We start from the raw sequence: 21,906 nt of genomic DNA on the forward strand, positions 1-21,906 counted from the left end.
TAAGGCACCGGGCAGTCTAACAAACTGGCTGCCTGAGCAATATACGCCTGGAGCCATTTCGCCCTTCTGGTAAAATCGAACCAGTTGACCTGGTTTCTTAATTCACCTGGGCGCGCAAGCGCACAACAAACCTAAACGGTCTGCCTCATCTGCTTTCCCGCGTATAACGGTTTGCCAAGATTTCTTGCCCACTCTGACCAAGAGCAAGTCTGCTCGCTTTCGCGCAAGAGAATGTTTCACTCTTTATCCCCCTCATTACAAGGCGGCCTTCGCTTTTTGCTCCTTCCTGTACCCGCAGCGCCAACAGCATTCCTCGCGGTTTGCCTACCATTTCTGGCAGCGTTACGGGCTTATCCTGTTCCGCTTGAATTTCAGTGCGAGTCGGATCCCTCTTCTTTGCCGGCGGTTGTTTGTCCATGTTGGCCGAACTTTGAGCGACCAAACCTAACCGCGTACCATTTTGGTTCAGGCCCAGCACCTTTGGCCTGTTCATTTTAACGACAATTACAGAGATTCACGTGTGTTGATCGTATTCGCACATCCCTAGCCCCTCTCCGCTTTAGTGCTAGCAGATTCGGCTTTGCCTCGCGGCTCGGCTTACCGATTACTCGGCGGTTACATTGTCATCGGAGCTTCACACCGGACCGTTGCCAGCCCCGCATGTCCGACTAGGGAACGATTGATGGAGCAATCGGTCTTATCTGGTTATATTTCTCCTGTAAGACAGAAATTCAAACGACTTTTCAGGTCGCACCAAAGTTAAAATGATGATTTTTAAAATACCAAATAAACTTGTATTATTTTCTTTGTTTAAATAATCTTTTTAAGAAATTTTTTATTGATTTGAATCATTTCTGGCAGGGATTTCGTGCACAAAATGCTAGGCAGACTCGACCACAGTCTCAGGGTAATCGCGCTATGTTGGCTGCTATTACACTTTTTAGCTAAATATGCAACGCTTTTATCGCGCTGGAAAGAAAATAAGTCTTGAGGAAAAACCTTAAGTTCTGATTCCCCGCAATTTACATTCGCTAATACGGGTTATCCAAGTTGAATCACGGATTATGATGTTTCATACCGTGAACTCTAATGCGGTTTGAAGGGACGGAATTGGACTACGCAATGTATCCAATATCCGTCGTACTGGCGCCGGCAAACCGTACGCTTGAAGGCCATCTACGGAAACCCAGGTTTGGTTCGTGTCTGTTACGCTTGCTGAGGGTGCGGCACGGGATGAAAGGGTCGCCAATTTAGGTTCTATGGTGAGCTGAAAGTGCGTAAAGGTGTGCACGATCGGAGCCAGGGCGGTTAACGGATCAGTGATGCCAAAGCGGGCTGCATACGCTACGAGAGCCGCAGCATCCGGTACTTCTGGCAGACTCCATAAGCCGCCCCAAATGCCGGCGGGCGGACGGCGCTCAAGCAATACGGTAGGGCCGTTGCATAGGATTAACATTAACGTGCGGCGCATGGGTTTGCTTTTTTTGGGCCGTGCCGTTGGCAAGGTTTTTTCACGACCGCTTAGATGAGCTGCGCAACCGGTTTGAAAAGGGCAGCGCGTGCAAGCCGGGCGCCCGCGTACGCATAAGGTTGCGCCTAGGTCCATTAAGCCTTGCGTATACGCTTGCATGGCTAAATCGTTAAGCTCTGTAGCGGGCTCAGAGTGGGGCGGCAAAAGCGACTCGGCTAATTTCCACATGGCGTTTTCAGTCTGCTTTTCGCCCGGAAAACCTTCTATGCCAAAAACGCGGGCCAAGACGCGTTTCACATTGCCGTCAAGAATGGTTTCGTGCGCGCCAAAGGCAAAAACCGCAATCGCCGCGGCGGTTGAGCGGCCAATACCGGGAAGCTCGATAAGCGCATTGACCTGGTTTGGGAATTGGCCATGATATTCAGTCATTAATAACTGCGCACAACGATGCAAATTACGCGCGCGTGAGTAATAGCCTAATCCACTCCATACCGCCATCACTTCATCAAGTGGGGCGTGTGCTAATGCGGTAAGGTTAGGAAAACGCTCAATAAAGCGCAGATAATAGGCAATCACGGTCGACACTTGGGTCTGTTGCAGCATAATTTCAGACAGCCAAATAGTGTAAGGGTCGCGCGTGAGTTGCCAGGGCAAATCATGGCGGCCAAATTGGCGTTGCCAAGTAATCAGGCGTGGGGCGAATTCTGCAATTGCAATCATTGAAATAAAAATTGTAGGCTTAAAAGATCAACACTAAGTGCTCGACTCTTGCGGGCGGATCAAATAATGGGTGGTTTAGCGCTGGCAACGCGGGCAATAATAAGTGGAACGCTGGCCTTGCACAATTTGACGAATGGGCGTGCCGCAGTGGCGGCATGGTTCGCCGTTACGGCCGTAAACAAAGTAGTCCAACTGAAAATAACCCCGCTTGCCATCGCTCCCCACAAAATCGCGCAGCGTGCTGCCGCCTTTTTCAATTGCCTCGCTCAAGGTTGCGCGGATCTCAGTGACGAGCTTTTCATAACGTTTCACTGAAATGCGCCCAGCGGCGGTCGCTGGGTGAATACCTGCCCGGAATAAACTTTCTGAGGCATAAATATTCCCCACGCCCACGACAATCTGGCCGCCTAGCAAGACCTGCTTGATCGCAGTGCTGCGGGTGCGCGTGCGGTAGTGTAACAGCGCGCTATTAAAATCAGCCGAGAGCGGCTCAATCCCCAATTTTGCTAATAATGGATGGAGTAAGACCGGCCCAACAGTGCCAGCATGCCACAAAACCGCGCCAAAACGCCGGGGATCCCGAAAGCGCAGCACACATTCGTCAAAGACCCAATCGATATGGTCGTGCCGGTCGCTTGGTAGGAGCGGGCTATGGCTGGCGGCAGGATACGGCAAAATGCGTAAGGTACCCGTCATGCCGAGATGAATCAGGAGCCAGCCGGATTCTATTTCCAGCAACAAGTATTTGCCGCGTCGTTCAACCCTCGTAATCAGGCGACCATTAAGTAGCGTGGCCAGTTGCGTCGGCACGGGCCAGCGCAGCATGGCGCTACGCACTTCGACGCGCCGAATTCGTCGATTCGTTATATATGGCATGATGCCGCGTCGGGTGACTTCTACTTCTGGTAATTCTGGCATAGTGCAAGGTGGATTGGGTTAAGCTAAATTTTATCCGATTCTAGTGGATTGATCGCGTTACAATTCTTCAATAAGACTGTTGTTGGAGACACATGAATATTTTTCTTACTCAATTGTTGAAGCGTCGACTTCAGCGTAGCGTTGCGCCGCGCATGGTGCGTTCCATCAGCGTTATGCTGCTCATCAGTGCCATTGGGGGGTTTCCGTTGAGTACTAGCGCGCGCTCGACTGTGATGAGCGGCGAAGAAAATGCCGGCGCCGCTAACTTGCCGCCACTGCTTGACGCGCAAAGAACGTTGCCCTCAGTAAAGCTGACCAGCCAGATTATGTTTTTGGTGTTGGCGGCTGAACTTGCGCTACAGCGCGGCCAGCCTGCGCCGGCTTATCAAACTTACCTTGAGCTAACGCGTACTACGCGTGACCCGCGCATGGCGCAGCGCGCAGCGGAAATTGCCCTGGGCGCGCAAAGCCCTGCCGATGCGCTTGCCGCAGCCCGCTTATGGCGCCAGTACGAGCCCAATTCTAGCCGCGCTGCGCAATTTGAAGCAGCGTTGCTGGTGTTAAGCGGTAAATTGAATGAAGCGCAGCCGATTTTGGCGGCTGAGCTGGCTAAAATTCCGGTAGAAGATAAAGGGGAGGCGATTTTAGCGTTGCAGTTATTAATCGCGCGCGGCCCCGCTCAAGCAAGTGGTTTAAATTTATTGCAGACGCTTCTTAAGAACGAGCTGACACGGCCTGAAGCGCATCTTGCGTTGGCGCGGCAACAGCTTTTGCTCAATGATTCGGCCAAAGCGTGGGCATCATTGCGCCAAGCGCTGGCGCTTAAGCCAGATTATGAAGCTGCGGCTTTATTGCTGGCGCAACTTGGACCCACGCAGCGGCAACAAGCCATCGAGTTAATGCGGGATTTCGCGCAGAAAAATCCAAAATCGCGCAATGCCCATATTGCCTTGGCGCAGCTCTATCTGGCTGATCAGCAATTCGATGCAGCTCGCCGAGAGTTTCAATTGATGCGCGCGCAAAATGCGGCCGATCCGGCTCCGATTATGGCGTTAGCCCTCATTTATATTCAGCAAAAACGCTACGACGACGCGCAGCATTATTTGCAGCAATATGTACATGTTCTGCAAAAGCGCAAAACTCAGCCGGAGTTGGATGTTGGGCAGGCTTATTTCTACTTGGCGCAAATTGCTACCGAAAAGAAGAATGATGCGCTGGCTATGCAGTGGCTCAGCAAAATTAATCCTGCTAGTGCGCAATATATGCCGGCCTGGTTTGCCCGGGTACAGCTCTTGGCTAAAGCGGGCAAGGTGAATGAAGCGCGCAAATTACTTGCCGATTTGCCAAGCCAAGAACCACGCCTCCAAATTTTGGCGGCGCGCACAGATGGCGCTTTGTTAGCTGAGGCGCAGCGCTATGTTGAAGCTGAGGCAACGCTAGCGCGGGTTTACAAAGCCTATCCAAATGAGCCGGATGTGCTTTACGATTATGCGATGCTGGCGGAAAAAAATCGCCATTACACGCTGATGGAAAATCTGCTGCGGCGCTTGATGATGCTGCAGCCTGATAATCCCAATGCGTATAATGCGCTGGGCTATTCATTGGCTGATCGTAGCCAGCGGCTTAATGAGGCGGATAAATTAATTGAAAAAGCCTCCTCGTTGGCGCCGGACGATGCCTTTATTATGGATAGTTTAGGTTGGGTTAAGTACCGTCTCGGCAATCCTCAGCAAGCGATTCAATTATTGCGGCGCGCTTATCAGCTACAGCCGAATGCCGAAATTGGCGCGCATTTGGGCGAAGTCTTGTGGGCGCAAGGTTTGCAGACGGAGGCAAAACAAATTTGGAAAGCCGCTGCAAAGCTCGAAGCAGATAATGATATTTTGCAGCAAACGCTAAAACGCTTTTCAATTGAACCATCAAAAGACCGTAAAGAGTCAAAACAGATAGGTGACAGCAAATGAAATCCCAACTTAAAAAATTGACGGTATTGGCCATTTTGCTCAGTTGGCTGGCGGGGTGTGCGTTGCCACCGCCTGCGCCTCCTACACCCACATCGTTTGCGTGCAATGGACGTTTTTCAGTGCGTTATCAAGAGGCGCGGGGCGTGCACCAGCGAACCCGTAACGTTTATGGGCGTTTTGCTTGGCGTGATGATGGCAAAGTAGCGACCCTGCGGCTCCTTAATCCACTGGGTCAGACGCTCGCTGTAGTCCAATTATCTGCGTTGGGCGCAGTGCTTGAGCTGCCTAATCGCCCGACTCTGATTGCGGACAATGCGGATGAATTGATGCGCAGCGCGCTAGGTTTTCCCTTGCCCGTCAGTGGTCTGCGCCATTGGCTGCGCGCGCCGGAAGGCTGGGAGCCTGACAGCAAGGATAGCGCATTCAAAAAAGCCATGAATAAAACGCTTGCGCAAATCCGGCGTAGCCCTCAAACCGAGCGTCCGCAACAGATTCGGCAAGAAGGTTGGACGGTTGACTATCTCTCTTATACGGAGACGCCAGTGGTGCGCGTGCAGCGCATGAATTTAACGCGCGATGACGCCTCGCTTGAGGTCAAGCTAGCGCTGGATCCTCAAGGTTAAATTCAGCGTTAAGTTGTGCGTGGTAAGCATCATCTTTTTATAGCAATAAAGAGATCTTTTGGTGCGAATTGATGTCAGATGCGGCAGAGAAGCTGTGTTTTAAGGGCATTGCAGTTGCCTTGCTCATTAGAGAATGATAGTGTGCGCCAACAAAATGGATAAATTAATTAATCTGAAAGCCTATGTCTGATTTTTCATGTTTGGCGCCGGCCAAGCTGAATCTTTTTTTGCATATTACCGGTCGTCGGGCCGATGGGTATCATCTTCTGCAAACGGTATTCCAACTTTTGGACTATGGCGATACGTTACATTTTAAAGTGCGCGCAGATCCAACGATTGCGCGCGTAGCGGCTGTGTCTGGCGTGTCTGAAGCCTCCGATCTCACGTTACGTGCTGCGCGTACGCTGCAAGCCTATGCAGGTTGCCCATTAGGGGTTGAGATTAAAGTTGAAAAACGCATACCGCTTGGCGCCGGTCTAGGCGGCGGCAGTTCGGATGCGGCCAGTACCTTACTTGCGCTGAATCGGCTCTGGGAGCTGAACTTATCGCGTGCGCAACTCCAGGACTTGGCCGTATCATTAGGCGCAGACGTGCCATTTTTTGTGTTTGGTTACAACGCTTTTGCGCAAGGAATTGGCGAGCAGTTGCAGGCGGTTGAACTACCTTTGGGCTATTTTTTAGTGGTTACGCCAGCCGTGCAAGTGGCGACTACTGAAATTTTTGCAACGCGGGAATTGACACGGGATACGAAAATCATCAAAATAGCGGACTTTCTAGCAGCACAACGGGGTAGCGCAGTCGGAGCCGATGGTTTTGGGCGCAACGATATGCAGTCTGTAGTTGCTAGAAAATACGCAGAAGTAGCGCAGGTGCTAGATTGGTTTAAAGCTATAGCGCCAGCCCGCATGACGGGATCTGGGGCGAGTGTTTTTGCTGCCTTTCATAGCCGAGAGGAAGCACTCTCGGTACAGGCAGCGTTGCCTGATGGTTGGCATAGTGAAATAGCGGCAAGCCTTGAGTCTCATCCATTGCTTGCTTTTGCGTCGTAAAAAGGTTAAAAATAAGGTTTAAGCGATTTAGCAGTCGTAGTTTGTAGGGGAGTCGCCAAGTTGGTCAAGGCACCGGATTTTGATTCCGGCATGCGAGGGTTCGAGTCCTTCCTCCCCTGCCAAGATTTCGCAAAAAGCCGTCCTAATATAGGTATATATGAGTAGTGACGGCCTGATGGTCTTTACCGGCAACGCCAATCCTGAGCTTGCCCGCGGTGTTGTTAAGATGCTGGGTATTGCGCTTGGCAAAGCAATGGTTAGCTGTTTCTCCGACGGCGAAATTCAAGTCGAAATTCAGGAAAACGTGCGTGGCAAAGATGTTTTTGTGCTTCAGCCCACCTGCGCGCCAACCAACGATAATCTGATGGAATTAATGATCATGGTCGATGCGCTCAAACGCGCCTCCGCCGGCCGGATCACTGCTGCGATTCCTTATTTCGGTTATGCCCGCCAGGATCGCCGGCCACGCTCAGCGCGGGTTGCGATTTCCGCTAAGCTGGTCGCCAATATGCTGCAAATTGCTGGCGTTGACCGAATTATTACAATGGATTTGCACGCAGATCAGATTCAAGGTTTTTTCGATATTCCGGTTGACAATATTTATGCCACACCGATTCTGCTAGGGGATTTACGTAAGCAAAACTACGAAAATTTGCTAGTTGTCTCGCCTGATGTGGGCGGTGTGGTGCGCGCACGCGCATTAGCCAAGCAGCTTAATACCGATCTCGCCATTATCGATAAACGACGTCCTCAAGCGAATGTGGCGGAAGTGATGCATATTATCGGCGAGGTCGAAGGCCGCACCTGCGTGATCATGGATGATATGGTGGATACTGCAGGCACCTTATGTAAAGCGGCGCAAGTGCTGAAGGAGCGCGGTGCGCGGCAAGTTTTTGCGTACACCACGCACCCGGTTTTGTCGGGTCAAGCCGTACAGCGGATTACAGAATCTGAATTAGATGAGCTGGTGGTGGCGGATACTATTCCGTTACGTGCCGACGCGCGCGCTTGTGCGAAAATTCGCCAGCTCTCAAGCGCCGGTTTACTGGCTGAGACTTTCTCGCGGATTCGTCGCGGCGATTCAGTCATGTCGCTTTTTGCGGACAGTTAACCCTTTAAATGTTCTTTTTTTAGCGCATAGAATGCGTTAGAAAACCCTGCAAAGTGGATCCAAATCCGTTTGCGTGGTTTTTTTGAGAGGCTTTGCTGAGCTTAAAGCGGAGCTTCTTTTTTCTGCCTGGTCGTGGGCAGCAGCTTTTTAGGAGAAATAAATGAAAGTAGTCGCTTTTGAGCGTAGTGTGCAGGGTACCGGTTCGAGCCGCCGCCTGCGTCTCGCTGGTAAAACCCCCGCGATTGTTTACGGTGCGAATAGCCAGCCCAAATTAATTGAACTTGATCATAACGCGATCTTCCATGCGCTTAAGAAAGAATCGTTTCATTCTTCGATTTTAGAACTTGAAATTGGTAATGCATCAGAGCAAGTATTATTGCGCGATGTGCAATATCATCCATTTAAGCCTTTAGTGCTGCACGTTGATTTCCAACGCGTCGATGCTAGCAAAAAGCTACACAAGAAAGTTCCTCTGCATTACTTAAATCAAGAAATCTCTAAAGCCGTCAAGCTAGAGAGCGCAATCTTGACGCATGTTATGAATGAGCTTGAAATAACCTGCTTGCCTGGGGATCTTCCCGAGTTTATCGAGGTTGATCTGGCCGAAATCGGTGTTGGTCAGTCATTGCACGCAAAAGACGTAAAATTGCCAGCCGGGGTTGAGCTTATGCAATACCTTGAGCAAGAAAATCCTGTGATCGTCTCGGCAACTGTCCCAGCGGCGGCTGTGGCTGAAGATGCGTCTAGTGCTGCGGTTGAAGGAGACGGAGCGCCAGCCGCTTCTTAACAGCACGGTTTTGATGATTAAGCTCATTGTCGGCCTTGGCAATCCGGGGGCAGAATATGCTGCGACCCGGCACAATGCCGGCTTTTGGGCTGTTGATGCGATCGCCCGAGCCACGCAAACTGCGTTACGTCATGAAGCGCGTTTTCATGGCTTAGTGGCGCGCGCTCATTTTCAGGGCAGTGACGTGTGGTTATTACAACCACACACTTTTATGAATCGTTCAGGTCAGTCAGTGGCTGCACTTGCGCGCTTTCATAAAATTCTTCCCGCAGACATTCTAGTCGTGCATGACGAGCTTGACTTATCGCCTGGCGTTGCCAAACTCAAATTTAGCGGCGGCAGCGGTGGTCATAATGGCTTAAAAGATATTAGCGCGCATTTGGCGACACCGCAGTACTGGCGGCTGCGTTTAGGGATTGGCCATCCGCGGGATTACGCGCTAGAAGAAAGAAAAGCCGATGTAGTGAATTACGTACTCAAGCCGCCGCGCAAAGAAGAACAGGCATTAGTTGACAAAGCTATTGGTCGAAGCTTGACAGTGCTGCAATCGGTAGTCCAAGGCGAAATGGAGCGTGCGATGATGGAGCTGCACCGCCAACTGGTTTAAACTGGAGTCAGTCTGCTTTGCTCTGACGCTACACTTTAAGCGAGTTGATTAGAGCGGTTTGAAGGTACAGAAATAAAACAGCCCCTCTTTATCAGCATCATAATATTTTGTACAGTAATTTACAAAATCCTGGAGATTGTCTAGACGCTGCGGTTGCATTACGGAGTATCGGGCCAATGGCTCTTCCTGTATAGAACTAAACACGCTAAATTGGCCACCTTGAACCGGTAGGTTTTTCTCAGCTGGCAAGGCATAATGGTTGGCATCAGTATGTGTCAAATGAGTCATGTTTTGATTCTTATCACGCTCAATTTTAGCGTAATGAAATATGGGAAAGGTGCTATCAGGCGTGACGCAATACGTATTGAAAGCAACCGCCTTTGCACCTTGAGGAGGTGTTTCTTGCGCGAAAAAATCACCCATCATACCGGCCTTTACTGAAAATTCTGGAGGGTTGCATAATTGATAGTCCGACTCTTGAAGGGATCTGCCATCGAGCCACAATGGAGCAGTCTGATATACGAGCATACCTGACGCATATTGGCCGCAATCTGCTGCGCCTGCGCCTATTTCGTTGACTTTCATTAATTCCCTGATTTCATTATTCTTCTCATAACTCCATGTGGGGCTGAAAAAAATCTCTTGTAACTGTATATCTTCTGGCTCAACTAATGAGAGCTGATCTGTCGTGCTAGTGGTTTTAGCCGGCTTTTTTTTGCTTAGCGAGAAGACAGTTTGAAATTTGTCCATATTATTAACGGATGTCCGGTGTTTATGTGAACGCGTTTCTTTAGCTATTTTCAGGTTGCTTTGGCGGCGTGCCCTAGATTTGGTGGTCGAAGGGGGGGTGTGGGTACGCGTTTCTAAGCCAATTGTTGAGCTGGTTCCGATATAAGGACGGTACATAGTGCGACTATCGTTAAGTAAATACGCCTCAGCTAGCGCGTGAATGCCGCAAGCAGAGTATGGAGGCTTAGTAATTTTTGCTACAAACCACGCAAATTTGTCTAATACGCAAAATGCGTAGCGCTCTATGCTTAATGTAGGCGAGATTTTGCCTGACACGGTTTGACATGAAGAAAACCTTTATGCCAAACCGAAATAAATGGTGCTAAATATGACTTGCTGTCTAGCGCCCTCATGTGTTCCATAAGTGAGGGCGCCAGACAAACTCTGGCTGGTGCGTTTAAATGACGTTGTCCGAAAGAGGGATGGTATTTATTTAAAATTTCATCCGCAGGCCGGTCGTGATCGCCATTTGTCGGTTAGTTGTGGAGAATTTGAAACCATGGATATTGGTCAGGCTAACTGGACTATTTCGTAGTTGAGATTGCTGAGCAATTGCTGCAATAAAAACATTTGTGCGTTTTGATAGCTCATAGCTACTCAGCAGACTGACTTGATGCCACTTCGCTTTGCGGTTGTTAGGGTCTTGCTCGAAAGAGAACTCGCCTGTGCTAAACGTGTATGCGCCATTTACGCTCCAGGCCGGGGTTAGGCGGTAACGTGCATTGAGCTCGTAGTTATTAAAGTCAGCATAATGACCAGCGTCTGTAACCTGTAATTTTTTAGACACATGGTTTGACAACTGGCGATCGAATTTCGTCTGCGTGTATACGAGGCCTAGGGTTGTGCGGCCAAGCATATAGCTTGCCCCAGCCCCCCATATGCGTTGACGGTCAGCTTTGAAATGAACTTCCTCTTCCATCTGTGCACCAGTATTATTCGCGCCAGGGTTGTTCGCCTGTAAATACGCCACTGCGGCGCCAAACGGACCATAGGAGTAAGCTGCGCCGAGGCTGTAATCACGGTTATTGGCGAACCTACCTGTTTCGTTCGAAAAGCCATACAAGCCGCCAAACGTAAAGCCATTGTAGTTGATACTTGAGAATTTGACCGAGTTGTTCACGCTGAATGAGCCGTTCACATTATCGTTATCGAAAGGATGCGAGAACTGTCCGCCTCCTAGTCCGCTACCTGCCAGGCTAAAGGACGCCAGGTAATCGGTGATAGAGTCATATTGACGACCCACCGTGAGGGTGCCAGTTGCGGCATCGGACAAGCCCATAAAAGCTTGGCGGTCAAAACCTACGCCTTCTAGCGGAAAGTGGCCAGTATTAATTTTAAAGCCGCTTTCTAGCAAGAAAAGTGCTTTCGTGCCTGCGCCTAAATCTTCTGTACCGCGTAAGCCCCAGTAGTTACTGCCGGCGCCCCCAGTGCCGATTTGCCAGTTTGGGTGGCCAGTTTGGTTATTTGTGTACATAATTGCACCGCTCAATGAGCCATAAAGCGTTAGACTGCTTTGCGCATAGGCCGGGGTGCCGAATGCGCCCGTGAGCGCGATGCTTAAAAGAACCCGTTTCATTTCTGTACCCCCGTATAGATATTGGTCGAATCTTTTAATAAAAATAAAAAAGCCGTACAAGCGTTATGCTTGTACGGCTTAGTCAGTTGCGTTTTGCATCATGCGCAACTTTAAGCTCCTACAAAATGGAACTCTAGTTTCTATTCCCGCCAAAGATGCCGAGCAGCATTAACAAATTCGCAAACACATTATAGATATCTAGATAGATCGCCAAAGCGGCTCTAATGTAATTCGTTTCGCCGCCATTCACGACCCGCTGCACGTCAAACAGCATATAAGCGGAAAAAATCACAGTCGCCATGACGGATACGGTGATCATCAAAGCGGGTAGTTTAAGCCAAATATTCGCGATTGACGCTAGGATTAGCACAATCACGCCCATAAATAGCCATTTGCTAAGGCCGGAAAAATCCCGTTTTGAAACTGTCGCAATCGACGCCATTACGGTAAAAATAACGCTTGTGCCGCCAAAAGCCAGCATGATTAACGACGCGCCATTTGAAAAGCCCAGCACGAAACTTAATAGGCGTGAAAGCATCAGGCCCATAAAGAAGGTGAAGCCAAGCAGCAGGGCGACGCCGATACCGCTATTTTTAAACCGCTCAATTGCAAACATGAAACCAAATGCAATCGCCATGAAAAGGATGAAACTGAGGCCCGGGCTGGTTGCGTTTAACAGTGAAAAGCCGGTGCTTACGCCAAGCCAGGCGCCAAGTACGCTGGGAATCATGGATAGCGCTAACAACCAATAGGTATTGCGCAATACGCGGTTGCGGGTCGCAACTGGGGTGATGCTTCCATTACGACCGAAGCTGTAACTTTGAAAATCGTCCTTCATACACTCTCTCCTAGATAATACGAGGGTTTGGCAGTTACACCCACTTATAAAAACAGATGCAGTCCAAAATAGAGCACTCGCACAAAAGTTTATATAGCATATTTATAGTTCTCCGCATAGGCCCTCTACTTGGTTTTTTTGCCTTGGCCTTTTGGCTAGGTGGCTGAGGTATTTTCGCCAACCTATAATGTTAAATATCCTGATGCAAAAAAACCACGAAACCGGGTTTTCGAGAGGACGGAGATTCAATTTCCACGGTATGTCGCCTGTATCTTCATACTTAGCTACATGCTAAAATATCGGGCTGGTTTTAAAGATTGCCAAACGGGCCTTAAGCTAACTCATAAGAGATTTTGGCTAATTCATGCCGCTTATGAGGCTAGTTTTTTATTCGTTGGCGCATAAAGTCTTCCTTTAGCAGGCGAAGTAGGGCGCATCTTGCTCATTTGCTTAAAAAAGAAAGGGTACGATCGGGTCGTCCCGCGCAACAAAAGTTCGCTGGGGCGGTTAAATTAACATCGATAAACATTTATAGAGTGGAGTTTTTCATGGCGCTTGAACGCACCTTGTCAATTATTAAACCGGATGCCGTCGCCAAGGATGTAATTGGCCAGATTTATAGTCGTTTTGAAAATGCTGGGCTGAAAATCATCGCTGCTCGGATGGCGCATTTGTCACGTGAGCAAGCGGAGCAATTTTATAGCGTGCATAAGGAGCGCCCGTTTTTTAAAGCGCTGGTTGACTTCATGGTATCGGGGCCGATTATGATTCAGGTGCTTGAAGGTGACAATGCAATCGCCAAGAACCGTGATTTAATGGGCGCGACCGATCCGCAAAAAGCGGATAAAGGCACCATCCGCGCAGATTTTGCCGATAACATTGATGCAAATGCTGTGCATGGCTCTGATGGCCCAGATACCGCGCGTGCAGAAATCGGTTTTTTCTTCCCAGGAATCAACCTTCATTCACGTTAAATTAATAGACTGCTAAGAAATGGCAACCGCCGAAACCGTCAACTTACTTGATTTCGATGGGCCTGAGCTGGGCGCTTATTGCGCCAACCGCTTAGGCGAGAAGCCATTTCGCGCCAAGCAATTACAACGCTGGATTCACCAATCTGGCGTAGCTGATTTCGACCAGATGACGGACCTGGCGAAATCATTACGTGACAAACTTAAAGTACATGCAGTGATTCAGCCCCCGCACATTCTAAGCGACCATTTATCGGCCGATGGCGTGCGTAAATGGTTGATTGATGTAGGAAATGGCAATGCGGTCGAGACCGTATTCATTCCTGAGACAGCGCGTGGCACCTTGTGCATTTCATCTCAGGCCGGCTGTGCTGTGAACTGTCGCTTTTGCTCGACAGGTAAGCAAGGCTTTAACCGGAATCTAAGCACGAGCGAAATTATTGGCCAGCTATGGCTAGCGGAATTTGCATTACGCAATGCTTTACCGTCAGATCAGCGCAACGCTGGCCGCGCAGACCGCGTGATTACGAATGTGGTAATGATGGGCATGGGTGAGCCGCTGCTTAATTTTAATCCGGTCGTCAGCGCCATGCGCTTAATGCTTGACGACAATGCTTACGGGCTTTCGCGCCGGCGCGTGACTTTGTCGACTTCCGGCGTGGTGCCAATGATGGATCGGTTAGCGGCGGAATTGCCGGTTGCGCTTGCCGTCTCGTTGCATGCGCCCAATGATAAATTGCGCGATGAACTGGTGCCGTTGAATAAAAAATATCCGTTGCGCGAACTCATTAGCGCATGTCAACGTTATTTGAAAACCGCTCCACGCGATTTCATTACATTTGAGTATTGCATGCTGGATGGGGTGAATGATGAAGTAGCCCATGCGCATGAGCTGGTTGCGCTGGTGCGTGATGTGCACTGTAAATTCAACTTGATTCCTTTTAACCCGTTTCCAGAATCTGGCTTAAAGCGTTCCAGTGCTGAGCGGATTAGGCGCTTTGCGCAAGTTTTGTTGGCGGCTGGCATTGTCACCACCATCCGCAAAACCCGTGGCGACGATATTGATGCGGCCTGCGGTCAGCTCGCAGGCGATGTAGTCGATCGCACACGCCTGGCGGAGCGCAATCAAGGCAAAAAAGCTAAAGACTTGGCACAGACTACAACTGAGCTGAGCGGGCGGACCATGATCGAAATTCATCCGACATAATGCTGAGGAAGTTCTTTTTTTGCTGTGCGGTTGGTTTTTTGACTGGAGCGTGTTCAGCGCCATCATCGATTGCTGTGAAGCAGCCGGCTCAGCAAACTGCGCTGCGTTACCGCGCGGATTTACACACGGAACTTGCGCTGGCTTATCTGGACAAAGAACAATTTGAGGTGGCGCGTCGTGAAGCGGCTTTGGCGCTCCAACTCATGCCGGATCATCGTGCTGCGCTACACGCGTTAGCGTTGCTTGAGCATATGGTTGGCAATGCGCAAGCAGCTGACCAATATTTTCAGCGGGCGCTAGTGCTCAAGGGCGCTAAAGATGATACGTCATTACGATTAAATTATGCGAGATTTTTAGATGAGCAAGCAAGACGAGCAGTCTTTGAAGACTGAAAGTGCAGCATCATTGCCGGCTACTCCGGTTGCGGTGACAGGTACAGCATGGACTGCCGATGATAGTTCTGCGCGGGTTGCCGGCGAGCAACTTGCTCAATTACGTACAGCTAAAGGCTGGTTGATTGAAGAGGTTGCCGCTCGGCTTAAAGTGCCGGCCGCCAAAGTGCGCGCGCTTGAAGCGGGTGAACTGGAACATTTGCCAGAAGTGACTTTTGCGATTGGCGTTATGCGTAGTTATGCAAAAATTCTCGGCACTGATCCGCAACCTTTAGTCGATGCTTTGCGTCGCGCTAGCGCTCAAGATTCTCCTAATCTTGCGACGTTAGGCGGGCGCGGGCGGATGCCGCAGCAAAAGCGCAGCCAACTGACGGCCTGGCAAGCTAAACGTAAACGTTATCCATGGTTGTGGGGCGTGGGCATATTGGTTTTGGCGGCGGCAGCGCTGTTCGCGTATCGCTATGACGATATAATTGGACACGAATCTGAGCCCCGGTTGTCTGAAACTGAGCCGAATCCATCCGTAAGCGAGGTAGCGACAGGCGTTGGCCCTGAGCGTTTAGATTTAGCGAGTCAAGCGACGCCGGGCGTTGCAGCCCCAAGCCCCAACTTAAATGCGCCAGCCAATCTACTGGGGGCCACGGTGCCGGCCACGACGGCGCGTGGCCAGATCAACCCGGCAACCCTGCGCATTAAAGTTTCGCAAAATAACTGGATTAGCGTGAGCCAGCACGATGGTCAGCAAGTGTATGCAAATACGTTGCAGGCAGGCGATGAACGGACTCTGCAAGGGACGCCGCCATTCAAGCTTGTAATTGGCAATGTAGCTGGGCTAGAGACAATAGAATTGGATGGTAAACGGATCGAGGCAGCCAAATATATGGGTGGGCGCCAAAACGTTGCACGTTTTGAGTTACCGTAGCCAGCTCAACATAAATGGATATAAGTGGGATGCAAGCGAATAACACACCAGCGCTAGCGCATACGCCGCTGATGGGTGCGGCGGCGCGCCGCCGGTCGCATCCGGTCGTGGTGCGTTGGGGCGAGCATCAAGTCACGCTTGGCGGAGCAGCGCCAGTGTGTGTGCAGTCAATGACGAATACGGATACGGTCGATGCAATTGCGACTGCAATCCAAATCAAAGAGCTCGCGCAAGCCGGTTCTGAGTTAGTCCGCATTACTGTCAACACGCCACAGGCGGCCCAGGCGGTGCCGGTGATTCGTGAGCAACTTGATCGAATGAATGTGGCGGTGCCGCTGATCGGCGATTTTCATTATAACGGCCACTTATTGTTGCGCGATTATCCCGCGTGTGCGCAGGCTTTATCAAAGTATCGGATTAATCCGGGCAATGTCGGTCAAGGCGCTAAACGTGATATTCAATTTGCGCAAATGATTGAGGTGGCGTGCCGTTATAATAAAGTTGTGCGGATCGGCGTTAACTGGGGCAGCCTTGATCAGGCTGTATTGATGCGCATAATGGACGATAATGCGCAGCGCGCTGAGCCGATGTCAGCGCAGAGTTTAATGGTTGAAGCATTGCTTGAATCCGCCTTAAGTAGCGCTGAGCGAGCGCTGGAGCTTGGGCTTACAGCTAACCAGATTGTGCTGTCATGCAAAGTCAGTAGCGTGCAGGATTTAATCGCCGTCTATCGTGAGCTTGGGCAACGCTGTGCGTATGCTCTCCACCTCGGATTGACTGAGGCCGGCATGGGCTCAAGAGGGATTGTTGCATCAACTGCCGCGCTGGCGATTTTATTGCAAGCAGGAATTGGCGATACGATTCGTATCTCGCTCACGCCAGAACCTGGGGCGGCGCGCTCAAAAGAGGTGACGGTCGCCCGTGAAATTCTGCAAGCGCTGGATTTACGCGCGTTTGCGCCAGTGGTGGTAGCCTGTCCCGGGTGTGGGCGGACTACGAGCACGTTTTTCCAAACGCTTGCGGCGCAGATTCAGGAGTATTTGCATCTGAAAATGCCGCTGTGGCGCACCCGCTATCCCGGTGTTGAAAAGGTAAAAATTGCCGTCATGGGGTGTATCGTAAATGGGCCTGGCGAATCGAAGCATGCGGATATTGGGATTAGCTTGCCAGGTTCTGGCGAACACCCAGTAGCCCCGGTTTTTATTGACGGCAAAAAATCAGTAACCTTGCGCGGCGAGCGAATTGCTGAAGAGTTTCAACAAATTATCAGTGACTATATCGAGCGCCGCTTTGGCAGCGCACTCGCAGTAGGCTAAAAAACTCAAGAAAATAGAGTCCCTTAAAACTCATGACAAAACCAAATAAGAAGATTGAAAAACTGACTGGCGTCAAAGGCATGAATGACATCCTGCCGCCGGACGCCGCCCTTTGGGAGTATTTTGAAAATACCGCTAAAGCGGCGCTTAGCGCTTACGGTTATCAAAATATTCGTACGCCAATCGTTGAACAAACGCAGCTTTTCACGCGTGGCATTGGTGAAGTAACGGATATTGTTGAAAAAGAAATGTATAGCTTTGTGGATGCGCTAAATGGCGAAGGCTTGACGCTGCGTCCAGAAAATACGGCGGCGGTAGTGCGCTCAACCATCGAGCATAGTCTGTTATATGATGGTCCTAAACGCTTATGGTATAACGGACCGATGTTTAGGCACGAGCGCCCGCAGCGGGGCCGCTATCGGCAGTTTCACCAGCTTGGCGTGGAAGCGTTAGGTTTTGCTGGCCCCGATGCAGATGCTGAAATTATTTTATTATGTCAGCGCTTATGGGATGAGCTGGGTTTAACCGATATTCGGCTTGAGTTAAACTCGTTAGGCCAGCCCGCGGAACGTGCCGAACATCGTAAAGCGTTAGTGGCTTACTTAGAGCAGCATATGGAGCTGCTGGACGGCGATGCAAAGCGGCGTCTATACACTAATCCATTACGCGTGCTTGATACGAAACAACCTGAGTTGCAACAGCTCGTGCAACAGGCGCCTAAGTTAATGGATTTTCTGGGCGCCGCGTCACTGGCTCATTTTGATGCGCTAAGCCAGTTGCTCAAAGCGAATAATATTCCATTTACGCTCAATCCCCGCCTGGTGCGCGGGCTGGATTATTACAATTTGACGGTTTTTGAGTGGGTCACCGACCGCTTAGGCGCGCAGGGCACAGTGGCCGGGGGCGGGCGTTATGATCTGTTGTTCGAACAGTTGGGCGGCAAGCCTACGCCAGCCTGCGGTTGGGCGCTCGGGATTGAGCGCGTGTTAGAGTTACTGAAGGAAGATCAGCTCGCGCCGCCCCCGTCAGGTTGCGATATTTATCTTGTGCATCAGGGCGAGGCGGCGCGTAGCCAGGCTTTTATTATTGCCGAGCGGCTGCGCGACGCAAGTTTTGATGTCATTTTGCACTGTAGCGCTGATGGCGCGTCGGCGAATTTTAAAACGCAAATGAAGCGCGCTGATGCAAGCGGCGCACAATATGCGGTTATCATTGGCGCGGACGAAGTTGCGCAAGGCATGGTCACCGTCAAGGCTTTGCGCAAGCTGCCTGAAGCCAGTAGCCATGCAGCGCAGCAAAGTATTGCCAACGAGCGTCTGCTTGACTATCTAATTGATGTAATGGTTTCCGCCTAGCGCGGTCCAACCCCTTTCTTAAAAGGAAGCAATGGTATGAGTTATCATGAAGAACAGGAAACACTCGACAATCTGAAAACCTGGTGGGTGCGGTGGGGCAATAGGTTGATTGGCGCATTGTTAGTGGTACTGCTGGCCGGAGCTGGCTGGAGCGGCTGGAACTACTGGCAAGGCCGCCAGGCCGCCCAGGCCGCGCGCCTTTATGAACAGTTGCAACAAGTTGTGCCGCCGTCTGCTCAGACGCTCGACAAAGAGCGCCTGGCGCGTATCCTCGACGATATGAAAAAGCAGTTTGGGCGTACCCCATATGCGCAGATGAGTGCTCTGATGGCAGCCAAAGCGTTCTATCAAGCAGAGGATAGCGGAGCGGCTAAAACCCAATTGCAATGGGTGATTGAGCATGCGCGCGATGCTGAATATCAGCAAATTGCACGTTTGCGCTTGGCGTCAATTTTGCTTGAGGAAAAAGCCTATGAGCAAGGCTTAAATTTGCTTGCCGAGCCCCCAAAAGATACCTTCAAAGCGCTCTATGCGGATCGTCGCGGTGATTTATTCGCGGCCCAGGGCAAACGTGATGATGCGCGCCAAGCCTATAAAGACGCCTTGCAGTTGCTCACGGCGGATAATCTAAACAATGGCCCGATCCACCGCTTAGTCCAACTCAAGCTTGATGCATTGGGCGGCTAAGCTAATCAATAATTTTTTATGACGCATTCACTTCGCTGGCTGTTTTACCCTTGCGCTTGCATATTGGCGGCGCTGTTATTTACGGCGTGTTCCTCATCTAAAGATTTACGGCGCGTGCCTACCCCTCTAGCCGAAATGACCCCGACGCTAGGGGTTGAGCGGATTTGGAAAGCCAGTATCGGCAAGGGCGGGCGTTATTTATTTCAGCCGTTTGCATTCGAGGATGTGGTGTATGCTGCTGGCGCTAATGGTGTGGTGGCTAAATTCGATGCACACAGTGGCCAAACGCTCTGGCGCACCCAGCTTGATACTGAATTATCGGCGGGCGTTGGAGGCGATGGCGCAGTCGTTGCCGTCGCCAGCTTAAATGGTACGGTCTATCTGCTTAACGCAGATGGCAAGCTGCTCTGGCAAGCTCAGGCGCGCGGCGAAATCTTAACTCCGCCGCTAGTCGGGCAGGGTAAAGTATTCGTGCGTACGACAGATAGCCGGATTATTGCTTTCGATCTGGCCAGCGGCGCGCAACAGTGGGTGTTTTATAATCGCGCGCCACTGCTGAACTTGCGCACCAGCGCCGGCATGACATTTGCAGGCACGGGAGCATTGCTCGCTGGTTTTGCAGATGGTTCATTGGCGGTGCTTAACCTGGCTAACGGCCTACCCTATTGGCAAACGCCGGTAGCCTATCCTAGCGGCGTGACCGAGGTCGAGCGCTTAAACGATGTCGCGGGCGCGCCGACTCTAGTTGATTATCAAACTTGCGCAGTAACTTTCCAAGGCCGTTTGGGCTGCTTTAATGTGCAAACTGGACAACCTTTATGGGAGCGGCCATTTTCAAGCTACCATGGGATTGCGCAGGATAAAACCGTCTTGGTGGCCAGCGATGATGGGTCAGTGGTCTCTCTCTATGATGCCGCCAACGGCGAGTTGCTGTGGCAAAACACCAAACTTAAAAATCGTGGCTTAGGAACGCCAATCCTGACAGGTCAGACAATTGCCGTTGGCGATTATCGTGGCTTCGTGCATTTTCTTTCGCGCGCGCAAGGCGATTTTGTCGCGCGGATGGAAACCGATGGCAGCGCAATTAACACGCAGCCGGTGTTAGTTAAACACACCCTCATTGTGCAAACGCGCAATGGCAACTTATATGCATTCCGCCCAAAATGAAACCAGTGATTGCCTTGGTAGGGCGCCCCAATGTCGGGAAATCTACTTTATTTAACCGCCTGACCCGCTCGCGAGATGCGCTGGTGGCGGATTTCCCCGGCCTCACGCGAGACCGTCATTACGGCACTGGTCGCCTAGGTGAACGGCCCTATTTGGTGGTTGATACGGGGGGCTTCGAGCCGGTTGTCAAAGAGGGCATCGTACAGCGCATGGCGCAACAGACGCAGCAAGCGGTGGCTGAAGCAGATGCAGTTATTTTTATCGTAGATGCGCGGGAAGGGATGACACCGCAGGATAGTTTGATTGCTAATTATCTGCGTAAAACTGGGCGGCCCTTGTGTTTAGTGGTGAATAAAGCCGAAGGGATGAAACATAGTACGGTGGTTACCGATTTCTATGAACTTGGCTTGGGCCAACCTTTTGCTATTTCATCGGCGCATGGCGAGGGCGTGCACGATATGGTAGAGCACGCCTTAGAGCTGGCTTATGCTGAGCGCAGCGCTGAAACTGAGGAGGACGATGCAGCGCGTGGCGTCAAAATCGCCATTGTCGGGCGTCCGAATGTAGGCAAATCGACGCTGGTGAATACCTTGCTGGGTGAAGAGCGCGTCATTGCATTTGATATGCCTGGCACCACCCGCGATTCAATCTACATCGCTTTTGAGCGGCAGGGGCGGCCTTATACGCTGATTGATACGGCAGGCTTGCGGCGGCGTGGCAAAGTGTTTGAAGCCGTTGAAAAATTTTCCGTGGTTAAAACTTTGCAAGCGATTGCTGATGCGAACGTGGTTGTGCTTTTGCTGGATGCATGTCAAGATATTAGCGAGCAAGACGCGCATATTGCAGGTTTTGTGATTGAGCAAGGGCGAGCGTTAGTCATTGGCGTAAATAAATGGGATGGGCTTGAGGCATATACGCGCGAGCGTTTTAAAGCTGAGTTAACCCGAAAATTACAATTTCTCGATTTCGCTAAGTTTCACTTCATTTCGGCGACAAAAAAAACCGGTATCGATCCACTGGTACATTCAGTTGACGACGCATATGCAGCGGCAATGGCGAAATTGCCAACGCCAAAGTTAACGCGGACGTTGATTGAGGCGGTTGAGTTTCAGCAGCCGCGTCGCAAGGGGCGGGTGCGCCCGAAGTTGCGCTATGCGCATCAGGGTGGCCAGAATCCGCCAGTTATTATTATTCATGGAAATGCACTTGACGCGATAACCGACACTTATCGGCGTTACCTTGAAAGGAAATTTCGCGAAACCTTTATGTTGACAGGCACGCCATTAAGAGTAGAGTTTCGCTCATCGCACAATCCTTACATTGAGAAGAAATAGTGTATGAATTTTAAAATGATTTTTTAAATTAATCTAAAAAGGAAATTTGCTTCACTTAATAAATCAACTGTAGTTATAATAGATAGTTGTAATTTAAATTTT

21 protein-coding genes and 1 tRNA gene are annotated in these 21,906 nt (G+C 50.6%); 16 read left to right on the top strand and 6 right to left on the bottom strand.

All coding sequences use genetic code 11. From position 1 onward, the window contains the following. Window positions 1-145: 145 nt before the first annotated feature. The 3 genes from MCB1EB_RS11990 to mutM form a co-directional block, all read right to left on the bottom strand. Window positions 146-493, bottom strand: a complete 348-nt coding sequence (locus tag MCB1EB_RS11990; RefSeq protein ID WP_161566174.1) for a hypothetical protein — start codon at window positions 491-493, stop codon at window positions 146-148. Between the two features lie 579 nt (window positions 494-1,072). After that, a complete protein-coding gene (mutY, locus tag MCB1EB_RS03700) occupies window positions 1,073-2,191 on the bottom strand; it encodes an A/G-specific adenine glycosylase (protein WP_126353866.1) in 1,119 nt (372 codons plus the stop codon). A gap of 75 nt (window positions 2,192-2,266) precedes the next feature. Continuing rightward, window positions 2,267-3,109, bottom strand: a complete 843-nt coding sequence (gene mutM / locus MCB1EB_RS03705) for a bifunctional DNA-formamidopyrimidine glycosylase/DNA-(apurinic or apyrimidinic site) lyase (protein WP_126353867.1) — start codon at window positions 3,107-3,109, stop codon at window positions 2,267-2,269. 92 nt (window positions 3,110-3,201) lie between these two features. On the opposite strand from mutM, the gene MCB1EB_RS03710 reads away from it, so the two are divergent. The 7 genes from MCB1EB_RS03710 to pth all read left to right on the top strand — a co-directional run bounded on the left by MCB1EB_RS03710 (window position 3,202) and on the right by pth (window position 9,250). Then, a complete protein-coding gene (locus MCB1EB_RS03710) occupies window positions 3,202-5,073 on the top strand; it encodes a tetratricopeptide repeat protein (RefSeq protein WP_045362900.1) in 1,872 nt (623 codons plus the stop codon). Next, complete coding sequence (locus tag MCB1EB_RS03715; RefSeq protein ID WP_045362898.1) at window positions 5,070-5,696, top strand: outer membrane lipoprotein LolB; 627 nt, start codon at window positions 5,070-5,072, stop codon at window positions 5,694-5,696. The genes MCB1EB_RS03710 and MCB1EB_RS03715 overlap by 4 nt, the downstream gene beginning before the upstream one ends. Before the next feature lie 182 nt (window positions 5,697-5,878). Further along, the gene (ispE, locus tag MCB1EB_RS03720) at window positions 5,879-6,745 is read left to right on the top strand and encodes a 4-(cytidine 5'-diphospho)-2-C-methyl-D-erythritol kinase (RefSeq protein ID WP_045362895.1); all 867 of its coding nucleotides are present in this window, start codon (window positions 5,879-5,881) and stop codon (window positions 6,743-6,745) included. Window positions 6,746-6,790: 45 nt separating this feature from the next. Beyond that, window positions 6,791-6,867, top strand: a tRNA-Gln gene (locus tag MCB1EB_RS03725). Between the two features lie 35 nt (window positions 6,868-6,902). Next, entirely contained in the window at window positions 6,903-7,856 is a 954-nt protein-coding gene (locus tag MCB1EB_RS03730; protein ID WP_026920891.1) for a ribose-phosphate pyrophosphokinase, read from the top strand. Between the two features lie 160 nt (window positions 7,857-8,016). After that, window positions 8,017-8,643 (top strand): 50S ribosomal protein L25/general stress protein Ctc, encoded by a 627-nt coding sequence (locus MCB1EB_RS03735; protein ID WP_045362892.1) that lies wholly within the window; start codon window positions 8,017-8,019, stop codon window positions 8,641-8,643. Between the two features lie 13 nt (window positions 8,644-8,656). Next, window positions 8,657-9,250: an aminoacyl-tRNA hydrolase gene (gene pth / locus MCB1EB_RS03740; RefSeq protein WP_045362889.1), complete on the top strand. Its 594-nt coding sequence runs from the start codon at window positions 8,657-8,659 to the stop codon at window positions 9,248-9,250. 48 nt (window positions 9,251-9,298) lie between these two features. On the opposite strand, the gene MCB1EB_RS03745 is transcribed toward pth, so the two are convergent. From MCB1EB_RS03745 to MCB1EB_RS03755, 3 genes are all read right to left on the bottom strand, one after another. Then, a complete protein-coding gene (locus tag MCB1EB_RS03745) occupies window positions 9,299-10,315 on the bottom strand; it encodes a hypothetical protein (protein ID WP_045362887.1) in 1,017 nt (338 codons plus the stop codon). A gap of 157 nt (window positions 10,316-10,472) precedes the next feature. Continuing rightward, the gene (locus tag MCB1EB_RS03750) at window positions 10,473-11,615 is read right to left on the bottom strand and encodes a porin (protein ID WP_045362885.1); all 1,143 of its coding nucleotides are present in this window, start codon (window positions 11,613-11,615) and stop codon (window positions 10,473-10,475) included. A 133-nt stretch (window positions 11,616-11,748) separates the two neighbouring features. Beyond that, complete coding sequence (locus tag MCB1EB_RS03755) at window positions 11,749-12,453, bottom strand: Bax inhibitor-1/YccA family protein (protein ID WP_045362884.1); 705 nt, start codon at window positions 12,451-12,453, stop codon at window positions 11,749-11,751. A gap of 548 nt (window positions 12,454-13,001) precedes the next feature. Here MCB1EB_RS03755 and ndk point away from each other — a divergent pair. Genes ndk through der form a run of 9 tightly spaced genes read left to right on the top strand, consistent with a single transcriptional unit; the run spans window position 13,002 to window position 21,804 of the window. Then, complete coding sequence (gene ndk / locus MCB1EB_RS03760) at window positions 13,002-13,427, top strand: nucleoside-diphosphate kinase (protein WP_026920885.1); 426 nt, start codon at window positions 13,002-13,004, stop codon at window positions 13,425-13,427. 19 nt (window positions 13,428-13,446) lie between these two features. Beyond that, complete coding sequence (rlmN, locus tag MCB1EB_RS03765) at window positions 13,447-14,631, top strand: dual-specificity RNA methyltransferase RlmN (protein ID WP_045362881.1); 1,185 nt, start codon at window positions 13,447-13,449, stop codon at window positions 14,629-14,631. Continuing rightward, window positions 14,631-15,023, top strand: a complete 393-nt coding sequence (locus MCB1EB_RS03770; RefSeq protein WP_045362878.1) for a hypothetical protein — start codon at window positions 14,631-14,633, stop codon at window positions 15,021-15,023. The genes rlmN and MCB1EB_RS03770 overlap by 1 nt, the downstream gene beginning before the upstream one ends. Further along, a complete protein-coding gene (locus MCB1EB_RS03775) occupies window positions 14,989-15,945 on the top strand; it encodes a helix-turn-helix domain-containing protein (protein WP_045362875.1) in 957 nt (318 codons plus the stop codon). Before MCB1EB_RS03770 ends, MCB1EB_RS03775 begins: the two co-directional genes overlap by 35 nt. A 29-nt stretch (window positions 15,946-15,974) precedes the next feature. Beyond that, complete coding sequence (gene ispG / locus MCB1EB_RS03780) at window positions 15,975-17,261, top strand: flavodoxin-dependent (E)-4-hydroxy-3-methylbut-2-enyl-diphosphate synthase (protein ID WP_232034142.1); 1,287 nt, start codon at window positions 15,975-15,977, stop codon at window positions 17,259-17,261. A gap of 32 nt (window positions 17,262-17,293) precedes the next feature. Continuing rightward, entirely contained in the window at window positions 17,294-18,616 is a 1,323-nt protein-coding gene (gene hisS / locus MCB1EB_RS03785) for a histidine--tRNA ligase (protein WP_045362873.1), read from the top strand. 36 nt (window positions 18,617-18,652) lie between these two features. Continuing rightward, window positions 18,653-19,303: a YfgM family protein gene (locus MCB1EB_RS03790; RefSeq protein WP_026920880.1), complete on the top strand. Its 651-nt coding sequence runs from the start codon at window positions 18,653-18,655 to the stop codon at window positions 19,301-19,303. Between the two features lie 18 nt (window positions 19,304-19,321). Beyond that, entirely contained in the window at window positions 19,322-20,470 is a 1,149-nt protein-coding gene (gene bamB / locus MCB1EB_RS03795) for an outer membrane protein assembly factor BamB (RefSeq protein ID WP_045362871.1), read from the top strand. Next, window positions 20,467-21,804, top strand: coding sequence for a ribosome biogenesis GTPase Der (gene der / locus MCB1EB_RS03800; RefSeq protein ID WP_026920878.1), 1,338 nt, complete (start codon window positions 20,467-20,469; stop codon window positions 21,802-21,804). Before bamB ends, der begins: the two co-directional genes overlap by 4 nt. Window positions 21,805-21,906 lie beyond the last annotated feature (102 nt).

This window comes from Mycoavidus cysteinexigens, from assembly GCF_003966915.1.
In the GTDB taxonomy this organism is placed as follows: domain Bacteria; phylum Pseudomonadota; class Gammaproteobacteria; order Burkholderiales; family Burkholderiaceae; genus Mycoavidus; species Mycoavidus cysteinexigens.